The organism is Pseudomonas soli (genome assembly GCF_900110655.1).
Taxonomy (GTDB): Bacteria; Pseudomonadota; Gammaproteobacteria; order Pseudomonadales; family Pseudomonadaceae; genus Aquipseudomonas; species Aquipseudomonas soli.
Window position 1 is genome coordinate 37,321 of sequence record NZ_FOEQ01000003.1, and the last position, 14,814, is coordinate 52,134.

Annotated in this window: 13 protein-coding genes and 1 pseudogene; 10 read left to right on the forward strand and 4 right to left on the reverse strand. The window is 64.9% G+C overall.

Going from position 1 to position 14,814, the window contains the following annotated elements; genetic code table 11:
* Positions 1 to 13 precede the first annotated feature (13 nt).
* From BMY03_RS26950 to BMY03_RS08115, 3 genes and pseudogenes are all read right to left on the reverse strand, one after another.
* Entirely contained in the window at positions 14 to 883 is an 870-nt protein-coding gene (locus BMY03_RS26950; RefSeq protein ID WP_371920595.1) for a methyl-accepting chemotaxis protein, read from the reverse strand.
* Positions 881 to 1,993: pseudogene (locus BMY03_RS26955) on the reverse strand (Cache 3/Cache 2 fusion domain-containing protein); the annotation flags it as partial. The gene BMY03_RS26950 and the pseudogene BMY03_RS26955, both read right to left, overlap by 3 nt.
* A gap of 182 nt (positions 1,994 to 2,175) precedes the next feature.
* Complete coding sequence (locus tag BMY03_RS08115; protein ID WP_038707125.1) at positions 2,176 to 3,105, reverse strand: LysR substrate-binding domain-containing protein; 930 nt, start codon at positions 3,103 to 3,105, stop codon at positions 2,176 to 2,178.
* 155 nt (positions 3,106 to 3,260) lie between these two features.
* On the opposite strand from BMY03_RS08115, the gene BMY03_RS08120 reads away from it, so the two are divergent.
* From BMY03_RS08120 to BMY03_RS08145, 6 genes are all read left to right on the forward strand, one after another.
* Positions 3,261 to 4,649, forward strand: coding sequence for a NorM family multidrug efflux MATE transporter (locus BMY03_RS08120; protein WP_094010777.1), 1,389 nt, complete (start codon positions 3,261 to 3,263; stop codon positions 4,647 to 4,649).
* Between the two features lie 353 nt (positions 4,650 to 5,002).
* On the forward strand, positions 5,003 to 5,215 hold the full coding sequence (locus BMY03_RS08125; protein WP_011531561.1) for a DUF1127 domain-containing protein: 213 nt from the start codon (positions 5,003 to 5,005) through the stop codon (positions 5,213 to 5,215).
* 297 nt (positions 5,216 to 5,512) lie between these two features.
* Positions 5,513 to 5,830 carry a DUF2388 domain-containing protein gene (locus tag BMY03_RS08130; RefSeq protein WP_023631742.1) on the forward strand — a complete coding sequence of 106 codons (318 nt, stop codon included), beginning with the start codon at positions 5,513 to 5,515 and terminating at the stop codon, positions 5,828 to 5,830.
* A gap of 86 nt (positions 5,831 to 5,916) precedes the next feature.
* A complete protein-coding gene (locus BMY03_RS08135; RefSeq protein ID WP_094010778.1) occupies positions 5,917 to 6,210 on the forward strand; it encodes a DUF2388 domain-containing protein in 294 nt (97 codons plus the stop codon).
* Positions 6,211 to 6,245: 35 nt separating this feature from the next.
* Positions 6,246 to 6,566 carry a DUF2388 domain-containing protein gene (locus BMY03_RS08140; protein ID WP_038707122.1) on the forward strand — a complete coding sequence of 107 codons (321 nt, stop codon included), beginning with the start codon at positions 6,246 to 6,248 and terminating at the stop codon, positions 6,564 to 6,566.
* Entirely contained in the window at positions 6,563 to 8,521 is a 1,959-nt protein-coding gene (locus BMY03_RS08145; protein ID WP_094010779.1) for a DUF7844 domain-containing protein, read from the forward strand. Before BMY03_RS08140 ends, BMY03_RS08145 begins: the two co-directional genes overlap by 4 nt.
* Before the next feature lie 37 nt (positions 8,522 to 8,558).
* On the opposite strand, the gene BMY03_RS08150 is transcribed toward BMY03_RS08145, so the two are convergent.
* Positions 8,559 to 8,960 (reverse strand): GFA family protein, encoded by a 402-nt coding sequence (locus BMY03_RS08150; RefSeq protein WP_094010780.1) that lies wholly within the window; start codon positions 8,958 to 8,960, stop codon positions 8,559 to 8,561.
* Between the two features lie 269 nt (positions 8,961 to 9,229).
* Between BMY03_RS08150 and BMY03_RS08155 the strand changes: the two genes are divergently transcribed.
* The 4 genes from BMY03_RS08155 (at position 9,230) to BMY03_RS08170 (ending at position 14,699) form a co-directional block, all read left to right on the forward strand.
* The gene (locus BMY03_RS08155; protein ID WP_094010781.1) at positions 9,230 to 10,537 is read left to right on the forward strand and encodes a CitMHS family transporter; all 1,308 of its coding nucleotides are present in this window, start codon (positions 9,230 to 9,232) and stop codon (positions 10,535 to 10,537) included.
* Positions 10,538 to 10,609: 72 nt separating this feature from the next.
* Positions 10,610 to 11,380 (forward strand): TerC family protein, encoded by a 771-nt coding sequence (locus BMY03_RS08160; protein ID WP_023629725.1) that lies wholly within the window; start codon positions 10,610 to 10,612, stop codon positions 11,378 to 11,380.
* A 225-nt stretch (positions 11,381 to 11,605) separates the two neighbouring features.
* On the forward strand, positions 11,606 to 13,264 hold the full coding sequence (locus tag BMY03_RS08165) for a Na/Pi cotransporter family protein (RefSeq protein ID WP_094010782.1): 1,659 nt from the start codon (positions 11,606 to 11,608) through the stop codon (positions 13,262 to 13,264).
* A 31-nt stretch (positions 13,265 to 13,295) separates the two neighbouring features.
* On the forward strand, positions 13,296 to 14,699 hold the full coding sequence (locus BMY03_RS08170) for a M16 family metallopeptidase (RefSeq protein ID WP_094010783.1): 1,404 nt from the start codon (positions 13,296 to 13,298) through the stop codon (positions 14,697 to 14,699).
* Positions 14,700 to 14,814 lie beyond the last annotated feature (115 nt).

Below are 14,814 nucleotides of genomic sequence, written 5' to 3' on the forward strand. Positions count from 1 at the left end.
TGCCGCGTAAGTCTTAGCGGCCCACTCGGAACCGATCCACTTCCTGGCGCAACTGCCCCGCCAGACCTTCCAGTTCGCGGGCCGTCGTGGCCAGCTCATTGGCCACATCTCGCTGCTCGCTGTTGGCCTGGGCGATGCTTTGCAGATTGCGGCTGAGCACCGTCGCGGTGCTGCTCTGCTCCTGGGTCGCGGTGCTGATCACCGCGAACTGCTCGCCCGCGACCCGGCTCTGCTCGTCGATGCGCGCCAGGGCTTCGGCCACCTTGTCGTTGCGCGCCAGGCCTTCCTGCATCAGCTGGTTACCCTGCTCCAGCGTGCTGATGGCATGGCCGGTCTGCTGCTGGATGCTGGCGATCATGCCCGAGATCTCGTCGGTGGCCTGGCGGGTGCGCGCGGCCAGGCCGCGCACCTCGTCGGCGACCACGGCGAAACCCCGGCCCTGCTCGCCAGCCCTGGCCGCTTCGATGGCGGCATTAAGCGCCAGCAGGTTGGTCTGCTCGGCAATCGAGGTGATCACGCCGACTATGCCGCCGATCTCCTGCGAGCGAGCGCCCAAGGTGTCCATCACACTGGCGGTTCCACCCAGTGCTTCGGCGATCTGCCGCAGGGAAACCGAGGCTTCGTCCATGGCGCTGCGACCGATTCGGGTCTGTTGGGCGTTGTCGCGGGCCATGCGCTCGGTCCCGGCCATGTTGTCGGCAATGTTCATCGAGGTGGCGCTGAACTCCTCCACCGCGCCGGCCATGCTGGTGATCTCGCCGGACTGCTGGTCCATGCCCTCGCAGGCGCCGGACGACAGACCCGACAGCGAGCGGGCGCGGCCACTGACCTGGTCGGAGGCGCTGCGGATATGCTCGACCATGGTCGCCAGCGCATCGCCCATCTGGTTGAAGCTGCGGGCGAGCTGGCCGATCTCGTCATGGCTGGTGACGCTCAGGCGGGCGTTGAGGTCGCCGGCACCCAGAGCCTCTGCCTGGCGCACCAGGTCGCCGAGCGGGCGCAGTTTGCGGCGCAGCAGCCAGAGAGTCGCGGCCACGGCCAGCAACATCGCCAGCAGGCTGCCAATGGCCAGGCGCAGGCCGACGCTCCAGGTCACTTCGCGGATTTCGCCCTCGGGCATGCTTGCCACCACGGTCCAAGGGCCTTCGGCGAACGGCTCGGTGACACTGAACAGTTGCTCGCCGGCACTGCTCCAGAACCGCCCTGCCCCCGGCGTGATCGCCTTGATCGCCTGGGCCGCCGCCTCGCCGTCACGCACCTCGGCCGGTGGCACCAGCCACTTGCCCTGCTCGTCCAGCAACGCCAGCGAGCCGGTCTGGCCAATGCGGAAACGCTTGAGGTTGGCGAACTGGGCATTCTGCGCGTCGGTGTAGTCGAAGCCGACGAACAGCACCGCGATCACCCGGCCACTGCCATCGCGCACCGGCACGTAGCGGGTCATGTAGTTGCGGTCGAACAACACGGCGCGGCCGACGTAGGTCTGCCCGGCCATCAGTTTCGGATAGGCCGGATGCTGGCGGTCGAGCTGGGTGCCGATGGCGCGGCTGCCGTCCTGCTTGGTCAGGCTGGTGCTGATGCGCACGAAGTCGTCGCCGCTGCGCACGAACAGGGTCGCGACGCCGGCGGTCATCTGCTGGAACTCGTCGACCTGGTGGAAATCGTTGTTCAGCAGGTGATCACCCAGGTACAACGCGGGCGTCGCGGCGCCTGCGACGCTGACCGTTTCCCCCGCGTGCAGCGCCAGGCCGGTGGCGAACCGGCGCTCGAACAGGCCGCTCAAACGCTGGGTGTTGTCCTTGAGCGAGCCATGAAAGGTGTCGAGCTGGTCGGCCAGCAGCCGCGCCTCGCTGGCCAGGTGCGCCTGACGGGTGGTGAGGTTGGCGTCGTCCAGCGAACGCAGGGCGAACAGGGTACTACCGGTGATCACCAGCGCCAGCACTATGGCGAGGGCGATCCCGAGCTGCGAGGCGATTCGGGCACGCGGTTGAGACATGGCAAGGCTCCTGGCAAGAGGCCGGGATCGTCCTGATCACGCTGACCGCCCGCTTCCTATCAACGGGGAATCGCGTCCTCTTCCGGGACGCTGGTGCAAGTTGATCGGCGTCTGTAGGAAATACTTGAGTGTGGGGCCGGGATATTCGCAAACGTTTTCTTTCCGTGGCTTTTCGAACATTGCTAGCCCTGCGGCGAAAGGATCTGCACAGCCGGCAAATCCATCGCCTCCGCCTCCTCCTGCAGAAATACGCTGAGCCTGCGCAAGCGCTCCCCGCCCGGCCGGGTCCGTGGCCACACCAGGTAGTAGTCCATGCCACTGGCCACCGCGGTCGGCCAGGGCAGGCTCAACCGCCGCTGCGCCACATCCTCGGCCACCATCAGCAGGTCGCCCATGGAGATCCCGTAGCCCCGCGCGGCGGCGATCATGCCCAGCTCCAAGGTGTCGAACACCTGCCCGCCCTTGAGCGAGACCTTGTCGGTCAGGCCCATGCGCGCCAGCCAGGCCCGCCAGTCGCGCTTGTCCGGTGTGGGGTGCAGCAACTCGATGCCGGCCAGGCGCCGTTCGTCCCAGGGCGCTTCATCAAGCAGGTCCGGAGCACCCACCGGAATCAGCAACTCGGAAAACAACCGGCGCACTTCCCAGTCCGCCGGGAAGCTGCCATCACTGAGCAGCACCGCGCAGTCGAACGGCTCCTGGTTGAAGTCGACATGGTCGACATCCATCCAGGCGCTGGTCAGTTGCACCTCGTTGCCCGGCTGCAGATGGCGGAAGCGACTCAGGCGCGCCAGCAGCCAGCGCATGGTCAGGGTCGAGGGGGCTTTCATGCGCAGGATGTCATCTTCACCGCGCAAGGTTTCGCAGGCCCGCTCCAGGGAAGCAAAACCATCACGCACACCGGGCAGCAACATGCGCGCGGCTTCGGTCAGCTGCAGGCTGCGACCATTGCGCACGAACAGGCGGCAGGCGAAATGCTCCTCCAGGGTGCGGATATGCCGGCTGACCGCGCTCTGGGTAATCGCCAGCTCTTCGCCGGCACGGGTAAACGAGCTCAGCCGAGCAGCGGCTTCAAATGCGCGCAGCGCATAGAGCGGAGGCAGTTGGCGGATCATGATGCACCTGTCATACGGGAGCTGGGCCGGTGCAGAGGATCATACAGGCATGAGCCATACTCATGACACTGATCGCATTTATCCTTTTGTGCAAAGCTGACCGAAGCCTCAGAATCGACGGCTCGCTTCCAGAATCACCAACAAGGACCGCCCCCATGCACGTCGCGCCCACCACCGAACTCAAGGCTTTGCTGCGCCTGGCCGGGCCGCTGATCGCCTCGCAGTTGGCGCACATGCTAATGGTGCTCACCGACACCCTGATGATGGCCCGCATCAGCCCGCAGGCCCTGGCCGGTGGCGGCCTGGGCGCGGCAAGCTATTCGTTCGTGTCGATCTTCTGCCTGGGCGTGATCGCCGCGGTCGGCACGCTGGTGGCCATCCGCAAGGGCGCCAACGACATCGAGGGCGTCACCCGCCTGGCGCAGAGCGGCCTGTGGCTGGCCTGGGGCCTGGCGCTGGTCTCGGCGCTGGTGATGTGGAACCTCAAGCCGGTGCTACTGCTGTTCGGCCAGAAACCGGAGAACGTCGACTCGGCGATGCAGTTGCTGACCCTGCTGCCGCTTGCCCTGCCCGGCTACATGACGTTCATGGCCCTGCGCGGTTTTACCAGCGCCCTGGGCCACTCCACACCGGTGATGGTCATCAGCCTGGTGGGCACGGTGTTCAACTACCTGTTCAACCACGCCCTGATCGAGGGCATGTTCGGCCTGCCCAAGCTGGGCCTGATGGGGATCGGCCTGGTCACGGCGGTGGTGACCCTGGGCATGGCTATCGCGCTCGCACTTTATATCCGCTTGCACAAGGCCTATGCCGCCTACCCGCTGCGCAAGGGCCTGCTGCGCCCTTCCCTGCCGGCACTGCGCGAGCTGTGGCGGCTGGGCCTGCCGATCGGCGGCACCTATATGGTCGAAGTGGGCTTGTTCGCCTTTGCCGCCCTGTGCATGGGCGTGCTTGGCAGCACGGAGCTGGCGGCGCACCAGATCGCCCTGCAGATCGTCTCCACCGCATTCATGGTGCCGACGGGCCTTTCCTATGCGGTGACCATGCGCGTTGGCCTTTACTACGGCGCCGGCAACTTGCTGGCGGCCCGTAGCGCCGGGCGCGTGGGCATTGGCTTTGGCGCATCGCTGATGTTCGCCTTCGCCGCACTGTTCTGGTTGCTGCCGGATGCCCTGGTCGGGCTGTTCATCGACCGCAACGACCCGGCCTTCGCCGCTATCTTCATGCTGGCAGTGCAATTGGTGATGGTGGCGGCGTGGTTCGAACTGTTCGATGGCGTGCAGACCATTGCCATGGGTTCGATCCGCGGGCTGAAGGACGCCAAGACCACGTTCCTGATTGGCCTGGTGTGCTACTGGCTTGTGGGTGCGCCAAGTGCCTGGCTATTCGCCTTCACCTTCGGTGGCGGTGCACAGGGTATCTGGTGGGGGCTGGCCCTGGGTCTGGCCTGCGCGGCGGTGGCGCTGACGTTCGGCTTCGAATGGCGGATGAAGCGGCTGCTGGGCAAGGCTGAGCGTGCACGGCGGGCAGCATTGTCGGTCTGATACACCCGAAGCCGCTGCGCGCGCCATAGCCGCGCGGGCGGCGCTCGATATCACAAGCGCCGCAACTGTATCGCTGAACACTTTGAACCCAGCACCCATCAAAAACTGTACTACTGTACTGCTATATACCTCACTTCCTGCCGACCATTTCCCTGCCGACACCACAAAACCGCACCAAAAAAGTGCGCACCAGTACAGTTCCCTCAATAACCGGTGCAACAGTCGCTTTCAACAGTTAACTGGCCCATCACAATACACCTGAACTGTACCTACTGTTCTGGACGAGAGAGGAGGAAGATGGGCACCAGTTAAATCACTCCCTAATGCCGCCACAAGCGGAAGGATGACACATCATGGAACGTACCCTCAGTTCCGACCTGGTTTTTGAAAACGCCCAAGCTTCCAACGCCGCCCTGCCGCTGCGCGTCCTGTCCACCCTGGTACTGTGGCAGCGCCGCATGGCCAGCCGCCGCCAGCTGGCGCGCCTGGACTCCCGCCTGCTGGCCGATGCCGGTATCAGCGAGTCGCAGCGCTACGAAGAGCTGAGCAAGCCTTTCTGGCGCTAAGCGCCGGCCGCCGGCCCAGGCCGGCACCGTGAATTCTCAAGAACCCGCCGCAGGCAACTGCGGCGGGTTTTTTGTTTTAAGCCGCGCAGTAGAGCACTTGTGCACGCAAGCGTAACAGTTTTATAGAACTCAAATTCTATAGATACAGTTACGATTTGATCTGTTTTTCGCGCCCAGGCGTCAGAACCGCCGCGTGTTACGCTTGTCTTACGCGCCTGGCATATAAAGTACCGTGACGAGCCAAGCGAGCGTCCGATAACCAGAACCACCCTTGACCCTGTGCAGGAGTCCACCAACATGCCCCGTTATCACCTGATTGGCGCCGCCTTGCTGCTGTCCCTCGCCGGTGCCGCAAACGCCACCAGCTTCGTCGTCACCACCGACGCCGTCGTCGGCGCCGTAGCCGCCTCGACCGACGCCACGTCCGATATCTCCTCCTCGTTCCGCGACGACAAGATCGTCAAGGCCGCCCGTGACGATGCCGCCAGCTTCGTCGGTAGCGATGGCGCCATCCGCGGCGCCAAGCTGGAAAGCGCATTCGTGCACATCCGCCAGCAGCTGCCGGCCCTGCAAGCCAGCGATGCGCAGCTGGCCCGCGCCATCCTCGCCATCTGACCCTGCCCTTGCCCCGGATTCACTGGCCCCGAACCGTGCATCCGGGGTAGCCTTCGCAGCCCGAGACAATCGCCACTTCAAAGCCCATGCGTTACCTATTGCTTTCCCTTGTCGCCCTGACCTGTATGAACAGCGCCCATGCGATGGATGCCACCACCCAGAGCCTGGTCATCACGGGCTACGTCACCAGCCAGGTGACGGCCGCCCCCTTCGACCGCAAACGGATCGTCGCGGCCCGTGACGATGCCGCCGTGTTCGTCGCCAGCGACGGCCTGATCCGTGGCGCGCGCCTCGAGGCGGCGTTCGACGCCCTGCGCCACGGCTGCGCCCGATACTCTGTCGGCGACCGTGAACTGGCCGAGGCGATACTCGTCCAATAACTACACCCGCTCCCTTGTATTTCCGGAGATGCTCCATGCGTAAACCGCTGATCGCCGCCACCCTCGGTATGCTGCTGCTAGCCGACTTGGCCCAGGCACACACCCTGGTGGCCACCAGCAATATCATCGTCCGCGCCTTTGGCCGGTCGATCGACTTCACCTCCGACACCACCACCTCGATCCGTGATTCGAAATTGGTGCGTGAAGCCCACGACGACGCCGCCAGCTTCGTAGCCAGCAATGGCGACATCCGCGGCGCGCAGCTCGAAGCCGCCTTCGACACCCTGCGCGCCCGCGTGCCCGAAGCCCGCGACGCCAGCGACCAGGTACTGGCCGAAGCCATCCTCGCCCTGTGAAGCGCATGCGTGCCTGGCTGCTGGGCTGCGCCCTGACGCTGCTTGGCACGCCCGCCCTGGCCGATCTGCAGCTGGTGCTGCAGACCGACGGCCTCGACCCTTCGCAACAGCAGGCCAGCCAACTGCTGCTCGACGAAGCCATGGCGAAGCTGCCACCGCGTTTCAAGCAGCAGCTCGACCGGCAGATCCTGGTCAGCTGGACCTCGCGCATGCCCGAGGATGCCTACGGCCAGGCTTCGCCGGTCGCCAGCCTTGATCTCAACCGGCGCCTGCTGCCGGGCCTCGTAGACGGCAGCGCCGCCCGCGAGAAGACCAACCGCCCCCATGGCACGGTCCGCGAAGAACTGCTCGCCACCGTGCTCCACGAGCTGACCCATATCTATGACCGCGCCCGCCTGTGGCCGCAGGCCGAACGCCAGCTGATCAGCCGCTGCAAGCGCCAGCAGGGCGCGCTTGGCAAGGTCGGCCTGCCGCAGGACTGTCGCGGCCAGGCCGAACGCCGCTTCACCTTGAGCGACGACCCGCGCCTGCTGGACCTGGCCGGCTGGCCGCAGTACGTCGGCCGGCGCGGCGAGCGCGAGCAGCACAATGGCCAGCTGGTGCGCAGCCCGGATCCCTACGAGCTGAGCAGCCCGAAGGAGTTTGTCGCGGTCAACATGGAGTACTTCCTCCTCGACCCCAGCTACGCCTGTCGCCGCCCGGCGCTGAACCAGTACCTGCGCGACCACTTCGACTGGGCGCCGCAACAAGATGCCTGCGCCAAGGGCCTGCCGTTCCTCAACGCCGGCAACGACTTCGCCCGCCAACCCTTGGGTGAGATCGACCCGGAGCGGGTCTACGAGGTCGACTACCTGCTGGCCGAAGCCAACCAGAATTGGGTCAGCCGCTGGGGCCACAGCATGCTGCGCCTGGTGATCTGCGCCCCGGGTCGCCCACGCGGGCCGGCCTGTCGCCTGGACCTCGACCAGAGCCTGGTGCTGTCATACCGCGCCTTCGTCAACGATGTGCAGCTGTCCAGCTGGGACGGCCTGGTCGGCGCCTACCCGTCGAGGCTGTTCGTGCTGCCGTTGGGGCAGGTGATCGACGAGTACACCAAGACCGAGCTGCGCAGCCTGGCCTCGGTGCCGCTCAGGCTCAGCCGCGCCGAGATCGAAAACCTGGTGCGCCAGGCCGCGGAGATGCACTGGAGCTACGACGGCAACTACTACTTCCTGTCCAACAACTGCGCCGTGGAGTCGCTCAAGCTGCTGCGCAGCGGCACCGGTAATGCACGCCTGAACGACCTGGACAGCATCATGCCCAACGGGCTGCTCGAGGTCATGAAGGGCAGGGGACTGGCTGATACCAGCGTGCTCGACGACCCACGCGAAGCGCTGCGCCTGGGCTATCGCTTCGACTCTTACCGCGACCGCTACCAGGCGATGTTCGAGGTACTGCGCAAGCAGCTACCAATCAAACAGACGACGGTGGAAGGCTGGTTGGCGCTGGACGCCGAGCAGCGCCGCCAGTGGTTCGACCGCGCCGACCTGCGCACCAGCGCGGCCTTGCTGCTGCTCGAACAGGCCGGGCTACGGCGCCAGCTGCTGCTGGCCCAGGATGAGGTCAAGCAACGCTACCTGAACGGGCGGGCGCTCAAGGACGGCAGCTTCGACAAAGCCAACGAAACCTTGCAGGCGATGCTGGCCAACAGCGGCTTCCTCAGCCGCCCGGCGGAGTTGCTCGGGGCAGGGGGCTACGGCCTGCCGCAGCCGGACGAGCGCAAGCAACTGGAGCAGGTGAGCAGCGAGCGCCAGGCGCAGCTGCTGCGCCTGAGTACCGACCTCGACCAGCAGGTGAGGGCGCTGCTGGGGCCCGAGCGGGGCAGGGAGATCAAAGCCGTGGAGGCCAATATCAAGCAGGTGGGCGAGCACCTTCGGGCGTTGCACAAGGCGGCCGGGGGGTTGCAGCTGCCCTAGTACATGGCGATAGGGCCAGAAGAGGCAGCACAATGCCCTACAGGTTTTCCTCGTCTTCCTCCGGCAACCCTTGATCCACCTGCAACCACGGCAAGCGGCTCCCCACCCAGATATGCCGATTGGCCGGCACCCGCTCCGGGTGATCCAGCGTCGCCACGGTTACGTCGATCGAATCCGGGCTATGGGCCGTCACCAGTGCCACGTGCGCCCCGCAACTGCCACAGAAGTACCGACTGCAGGTTTCCGGCGCCATGTAGCGCTGCGGTGAGCCCGCCAGCCACTGGAAAGCCTTGAAGGGCAGGGTGACCCAGGTTACCAGAATGCCCCCGCTGACCCGCCGGCAGATCGAGCAATGGCAATGGGCGACATCGCCCAGGGCGCCCGACAAGCGATAACGCAGGGCACCGCAATGGCACCCGCCTTCTTCGACATCCACCATCGAAACGACCTCCCGTCGCCTGGCACCAGCCGAAAGCTGGCTGAAAGCTTGCCCACATAGGATAGCGCCACCACCGGCAGCAGACCGGCCAGCCAGGGCACCCGGAAACTTCCGCGCCCCGGCCCAATCAACAACAACAATGGTGATTCTGATGTTTTCCTGTGCCCGCCTTTTCGCAGTCCCCCTCCGCCAGCTCCTCGCGCAGCGCCTGACGCGCTGATCCGCCCGAATCGTCCTTCCTTTCGCCGCGCCACGCCTGGAGTACCGCCATGCTGACCTTCCTCGGCTTCGCCATGGTCATCACCTTCATGTACCTGATAATGACCAAGCGCCTGTCGGCCTTGATCGCGCTGATCCTGGTACCGATTTTGTTCGCCCTGTTCGGCGGCTTCTACAGCGACATCGGCCCGATGATGCTGCAGGGCATCAGCAAGCTCGCGCCCACTGGCGTGATGCTGATGTTCGCCATTCTCTACTTCGCCCTGATGATCGACTCCGGCCTGTTCGACCCGGCCGTGCGCAAGATCCTCAAGCTGGTCAAGGGCGACCCGCTGAAAGTCTCGATCGGCACCGCGGTGCTGGCCCTGGTGGTGTCCCTGGACGGGGACGGCGCCACCACCTACATGATCTGCTGCGCCGCCATGCTGCCGATGTACAGCCGCCTGGGGATGAGCCCGCGAATCATGGCTGGCCTGATCATCCTCGCCGGCGGGGTGATGAACATGACCCCATGGGGAGGGCCGACGGCGCGCGCCGCCAGCGCCTTGCACGTTGACCCTTCGGACATCTTCGTGCCGATGATTCCGGCCATGGCATTCGGCGTGGTGGCGATCCTGGCCATCGCCTACTGGTATGGCCTGCGTGAACGTGCCCGCCTCGGTGAACTGCACCTGCCGACCGACGACCTCGACCACAGCGAAATCAGCGTGTCGCAGTTCCCGGAAGCCCGCAGGCCCAAGCTGCTGTGGTTCAACGGCGCCCTGACCGCCGCGCTGATGGTCGCGCTGATCGCCGGCGTGCTGCCACTGCCGGTGCTGTTCATGATCGCCTTCAGCATCGCCATGATCGTCAACTACCCGTGCCTGCAGCAGCAGAAGGACCGCATCGCCGCCCACGCCTCCAGCGTGCTGGCCGTGAGCGGGCTGATCTTCGCCGCGGGCATTTTCACCGGCATCCTGTCGGGTACCGGCATGGTCGATGCCATGTCCAAGAGCCTGCTGGCGGTAATCCCGGAAGCGTTCGGCCCCTACATGGCGGTGATCACCGCCCTGGTCAGCATGCCGTTCACCTTCTTCATGTCCAACGACGCCTTCTACTACGGCGTGCTGCCGGTACTCTCGGAGTTCGCCAGCCATTACGGCGTCACCCCGGTGGAAATGGCCCGTGCGTCGATCGTCGGGCAACCGGTACACCTGCTCAGCCCGCTGGTACCCTCCACCTACCTGCTGGTGGCCCTGGCCGGCATCGAGTTCGGCGATCACCAGCGCTTCACCCTCAAGTGGGCAGTGCTGGTATGCCTGTGCATAATGGCCGGCGCGCTGGCGCTGGGGACTTTCCCGCTGTTCAGCAGTCTGTAATACAAGCGCCTCATCCAACCGCAAAGCGCCCGTCACCAGGGCGCTTTGCCTTTACCGCTCGAAGGAATACACATGGAATGGCTGACCAGCCCGGAAATCTGGGTTGCCTTTTTTACCCTCACCGCGCTTGAGATCGTGCTCGGGATCGACAACATCATCATGATCTCGATCCTGGTCAGCCGCATGCCCAAGCACATGCAACCACGCACGCGGATCTTCGGCCTGGCCCTGGCCATGGTCACGCGGATCATGCTGCTGCTGTCGATCACCTGGGTCATGCGCCTGACCGACGACCTGTTCCATGTACTGGGCGAGGGTATCTCCGGGCGCGACCTGATCCTGTTCTTCGGCGGCCTGTTCCTCCTGTGGAAAAGCTCTCAGGAGATCTACCACGGCCTGGAAGGCGAGGACGAGAACCCCGACGAGCCGAAAGGGGCAGGTGGCAAGTTCTTCTACACCATCATCCAGATTGCCATCATCGACATCGTGTTCTCGCTGGACTCGGTGATCACCGCGGTGGGCATGGTCTCCCACGTGCCGGTGATGATCGCCGCGATCATCGTCGCGGTACTGGTGATGATGCTCTGCGCCGGCACCATCAGCGATTTCATCGACAAGCACCCATCGCTGAAGATGCTCGCGCTTTCGTTCCTGATCGTCGTAGGCACCGTGCTGATCGCCGAATCTTTCGATGTGCATGTGCCGAAAGGCTACGTCTACTTCGCTATGGCTTTCTCGCTGGCGGTGGAGGCGATCAACATCCGCATGCGCACGGCGATGGCACGCAAGAAGGGCAAGGAGCACGATCCAGTGAAACTGCGCAAGGACATCCCGGGTCAATAAGCCCAGGAAGCGCGGTAGCGAAAGGGCCCTTCGGGGCCTTTTTTGTTGCCGACGATGAGGCCAGAGCATGTTTCAAATACGTTTCACCCATGCCAAGCTGGCACCAGCCAGGCAAAACAACTAAAGCTTCAGTGAGCACTGGGAAAAACAGCCCACCCCCGGGCCAGGCTCACCGCTGCACCCATTGGCCCCGCCCAGGGGCATAGAAGAAAAGGGGGCCCGACCATGCTGACCCTGCTCAATCTGCTCTCCGCCGTGGCGTTGCTGGTGTGGGGCACCCATATCGTGCGTACCGGCATCCTGCGGGTCTATGGCTCGAACCTGCGCCGCGTGCTCGGCCAGAACATGAACAAGCGCCCGCTGGCCTTCATTGCCGGGATCCTGGTCACCGCCATGGTGCAGAGCAGCAACGCCACCGCCATGCTGGTCACCTCGTTCGTCGGCCAGGGCCTGATGGCCATGACCCCGGCCCTGGCGATCATGCTCGGCGCCGACGTCGGGACCGCGCTGATGGCGCGGGTGCTGACCTTCGACCTGTCCTGGCTGTCGCCGCTGCTGATCTTCCTCGGGGTGATCTTCTTCCTTTCGCGCAAGCAGACCCGCGCCGGCCAGCTGGGCCGCGTCGGCATCGGCCTGGGCCTGATCATCCTGGCACTGCAACTGATCGTCCACGCCGCCGCGCCGATCACCCACGCCCAAGGGGTTAAGGTGCTGTTCGCCTCGCTCACCGGCGATATCCTCCTCGACGCCCTGATCGGCGCGCTATTCGCCATGATTTCCTACTCAAGCCTGGCCGCCGTGCTGCTCACCGCCACCCTGGCGGGCGCCGAAGTGATCAGCCTGCCGGTGGCCATCGGCCTGGTGATTGGTGCCAACATCGGCAGCGGCCTGCTCGCCTTCCTCACCACAAGCCTGCAGAACAGCGCCGGGCGCCGGGTGGCGCTGGGCAGCCTGCTATACAAGATCATCGGCCTGCTGCTGATCATCCCGGTGCTACACCCCTTGGTAGCGTGGATGGACAGCTTGAGCTTCAGCCCGCAGGAACTGGTGATCGGCTTCCACCTGCTCTACAACACCTTGCGCTGTCTGCTGATGCTGCCGACGGTCAAGCCCATGGGCCGCGTGTGCAACTACCTGTTGCCTGAACGCGACAATGGCAATGGCCACAACCAGCCCCGCCACCTGGATCCGACCGCGCTGAACACCCCCAGCCTGGCGCTGGCCAATGCCGTACGCGAGACTCTGCGCCTGGGCGATATAGTCGATAATTTGCTCGAGGCCGTGCTCGGCGCCCTGCGCGGCACCCAGACGGCCATGCCCCAGCAAGTCAGAGCCTTGGGCGAGGATGCCGAAGCGCTGTACAACGCCATCAAGCTGTACCTGGCACAAATGCCCCGTGAAGACCTCGGCGAGCAGGACAACCAGCGCTGGGCCGAGATCATCGAGCTGGCGATCAATCTGAAGCTGGCCAGCGATCTGATCGAGCGCATGCTTCGCAAGGTCCAGCAGCAGAAGACCTCGCAGCGTCGGGAGTTCTCCCAGGTTGGCTTGGAGGAGCTGACTGGCCTGCAGGAACAATTGCTGGCCAACCTGCGCCTGGGCCTGTCAGTGTTCCTCAGCGCCGACCCGCAGAGCGCGCAGCAGTTGCTGCGCGAGAAACGTCGTTTCCGCGCCCAGGAGCGGCGCCTGGCCCACGCCCATGTCAGCCGCCTGCAACGTAAAGTGGTGCAGAGTATCGAGACCAGTTCGCTACACTTGGAGCTCATTGCCGACATGAAGCGTTTGAACTCTTTGTTCTGCAGCAGTGCCTATGTGGTACTGGGCGGCACCGACACCGGCGGGCTGATGCTCGACAGCGTGCCGGACGAAGCCCGTCAGCCTTGAGCCAAGACACTCCGGAGACCTGAGCTCGCCTATGCGTTGCCTGTTGTTCGTTTGCCTGCTGATTTGTAGCCTGCCCACGCTCGCCCTCGACCGCTCGCGGGTCGAGGGCTACCTGTTGCCCAACGGCCTGCAGGTCATCCTCAAGTCCGGCTATGAGCGTGATCATGTGTCGATCCGCCTGGTGGTGGGCGTGGGCCTGGACGACTTCGACTGTGACCAGCGCGAGCTGCCGCACCTGCTCGAGCACCTGCTGTTCAGCGGTATCGACGAGACGGGCGAGGGCGGGCTGGAGGAGCGTATCCAGGCCCTGGGCGGGGAGTGGAACGCCTTCACCAGCAGCGCCGACACCACCTTCGTCATCGAAGCCCCGGCGCGCAACCAGCGCAAGGTGCTCGACCTGCTGCTGGCGGTGGTCCGCGATACTCAAATCGACACGAAGGCGCTGGCCACCGCGAAAAAGATCATCGAGCGCGAGGACGGTGGCCATTACGGCCGACTGCAGCGCTGGCTGGACCGTCAGGACATCGGCCACCCAGCCAGCGACCAGCTGGCTACCGAGCTGGGCCTGAAATGTCCCGAGCGCTCCAACTTCGACGACATGACCCTGGAACAGGTCCAGCAGTTGCGCGAGCACTGGTATGTGGCCAACAACATGTCGCTGATCGTCGTCGGCGGCCTCGACCGCCTGCTGCCAGCCTACCTGGAACGCACTTTTGGCGAGCTGCCGGCGACCGAGCCCGAAGAACGCCGCAACCTCGAAAGCATCAGCCAGCAGGCCGAGCAGCGCCGCGACCTGACCCGCGGCTGGCTGGGCGACAGCGTCAAGTTGCACTGGCTGTTCATCGAGCCGACCCTGGAGGAGGGGCACGACCAGACCCTCGAGCTGCTGTCGCGCTACCTGGACTGGGCGCTGTACGACCAGTTGCGCCTGCGCCACGGGTTGTCCTACGGGCCGTCGGTACAACGCGAGAGCTTCGGCGACAGCGGGCTGCTCACCCTGAATGCCGACCTCGAGCGCCAGGACCTCGACAAGGCACTCAAGGTACTCGAGCAGTTGTTCGACCATCTGCGCAAGCATGGCCTGGACCCGGACACCTTCGCCCGCATCAAGGAGGCGACGATCGCCCGGGAGAGCTGGACCACCCAGGGCAACGCAGCGCTCGCCGACTACTACTGGGGGGCGCTCAACGCCTACGAGGACGGACGTTTCACCGATCCGGTGCGAGAACTTCGCCAAGTCAGCCTGAAACAGGCCGATGCGGCGCTGCGCGAGCTGCTCAAGGAGCCGGGGTACCTGCGCATCGAGAAGCCGTTGCTGGGGTATGACGAGCTGTATGGGTTGGTGGCCTTGTTGCTGGGGTTGATCCTGGCAGTCGGGCTGATCCGCCGCCGCGGGCCTCGCGCCAAGCCCAGCGGTGCTACACGGGCGCCCTGATTCGGCGGTATCCTGTAAGCCTTTCGCTAGCACTCATCGCGGGGCAAGCCCGCTCCCACGACAATTCATGCGTGGGAGCAGGCTTGCCCCGCGATGAAGCCGGCACTGCCATCCA

Bases quoted from the DNA above. Each gene is read 5' to 3' on its own strand.
- BMY03_RS26950 (WP_371920595.1), bottom strand. From the start codon at position 883: ATGGGCGATGCGCTGGCGACCATGGTCGAGCATATCCGCAGCGCCTCC.
- BMY03_RS08115 (WP_038707125.1), bottom strand. From the start codon at position 3,105: ATGATCCGCCAACTGCCTCCGCTCTATGCGCTGCGCGCATTTGAAGCC.
- BMY03_RS08120 (WP_094010777.1), top strand. From the start codon at position 3,261: ATGCACGTCGCGCCCACCACCGAACTCAAGGCTTTGCTGCGCCTGGCC.
- BMY03_RS08125 (WP_011531561.1), top strand. From the start codon at position 5,003: ATGGAACGTACCCTCAGTTCCGACCTGGTTTTTGAAAACGCCCAAGCT.
- BMY03_RS08130 (WP_023631742.1), top strand. From the start codon at position 5,513: ATGCCCCGTTATCACCTGATTGGCGCCGCCTTGCTGCTGTCCCTCGCC.
- BMY03_RS08135 (WP_094010778.1), top strand. From the start codon at position 5,917: ATGCGTTACCTATTGCTTTCCCTTGTCGCCCTGACCTGTATGAACAGC.
- BMY03_RS08140 (WP_038707122.1), top strand. From the start codon at position 6,246: ATGCGTAAACCGCTGATCGCCGCCACCCTCGGTATGCTGCTGCTAGCC.
- BMY03_RS08150 (WP_094010780.1), bottom strand. From the start codon at position 8,960: ATGGTGGATGTCGAAGAAGGCGGGTGCCATTGCGGTGCCCTGCGTTAT.
- BMY03_RS08155 (WP_094010781.1), top strand. From the start codon at position 9,230: ATGCTGACCTTCCTCGGCTTCGCCATGGTCATCACCTTCATGTACCTG.
- BMY03_RS08160 (WP_023629725.1), top strand. From the start codon at position 10,610: ATGGAATGGCTGACCAGCCCGGAAATCTGGGTTGCCTTTTTTACCCTC.
- BMY03_RS08165 (WP_094010782.1), top strand. From the start codon at position 11,606: ATGCTGACCCTGCTCAATCTGCTCTCCGCCGTGGCGTTGCTGGTGTGG.
- BMY03_RS08170 (WP_094010783.1), top strand. From the start codon at position 13,296: ATGCGTTGCCTGTTGTTCGTTTGCCTGCTGATTTGTAGCCTGCCCACG.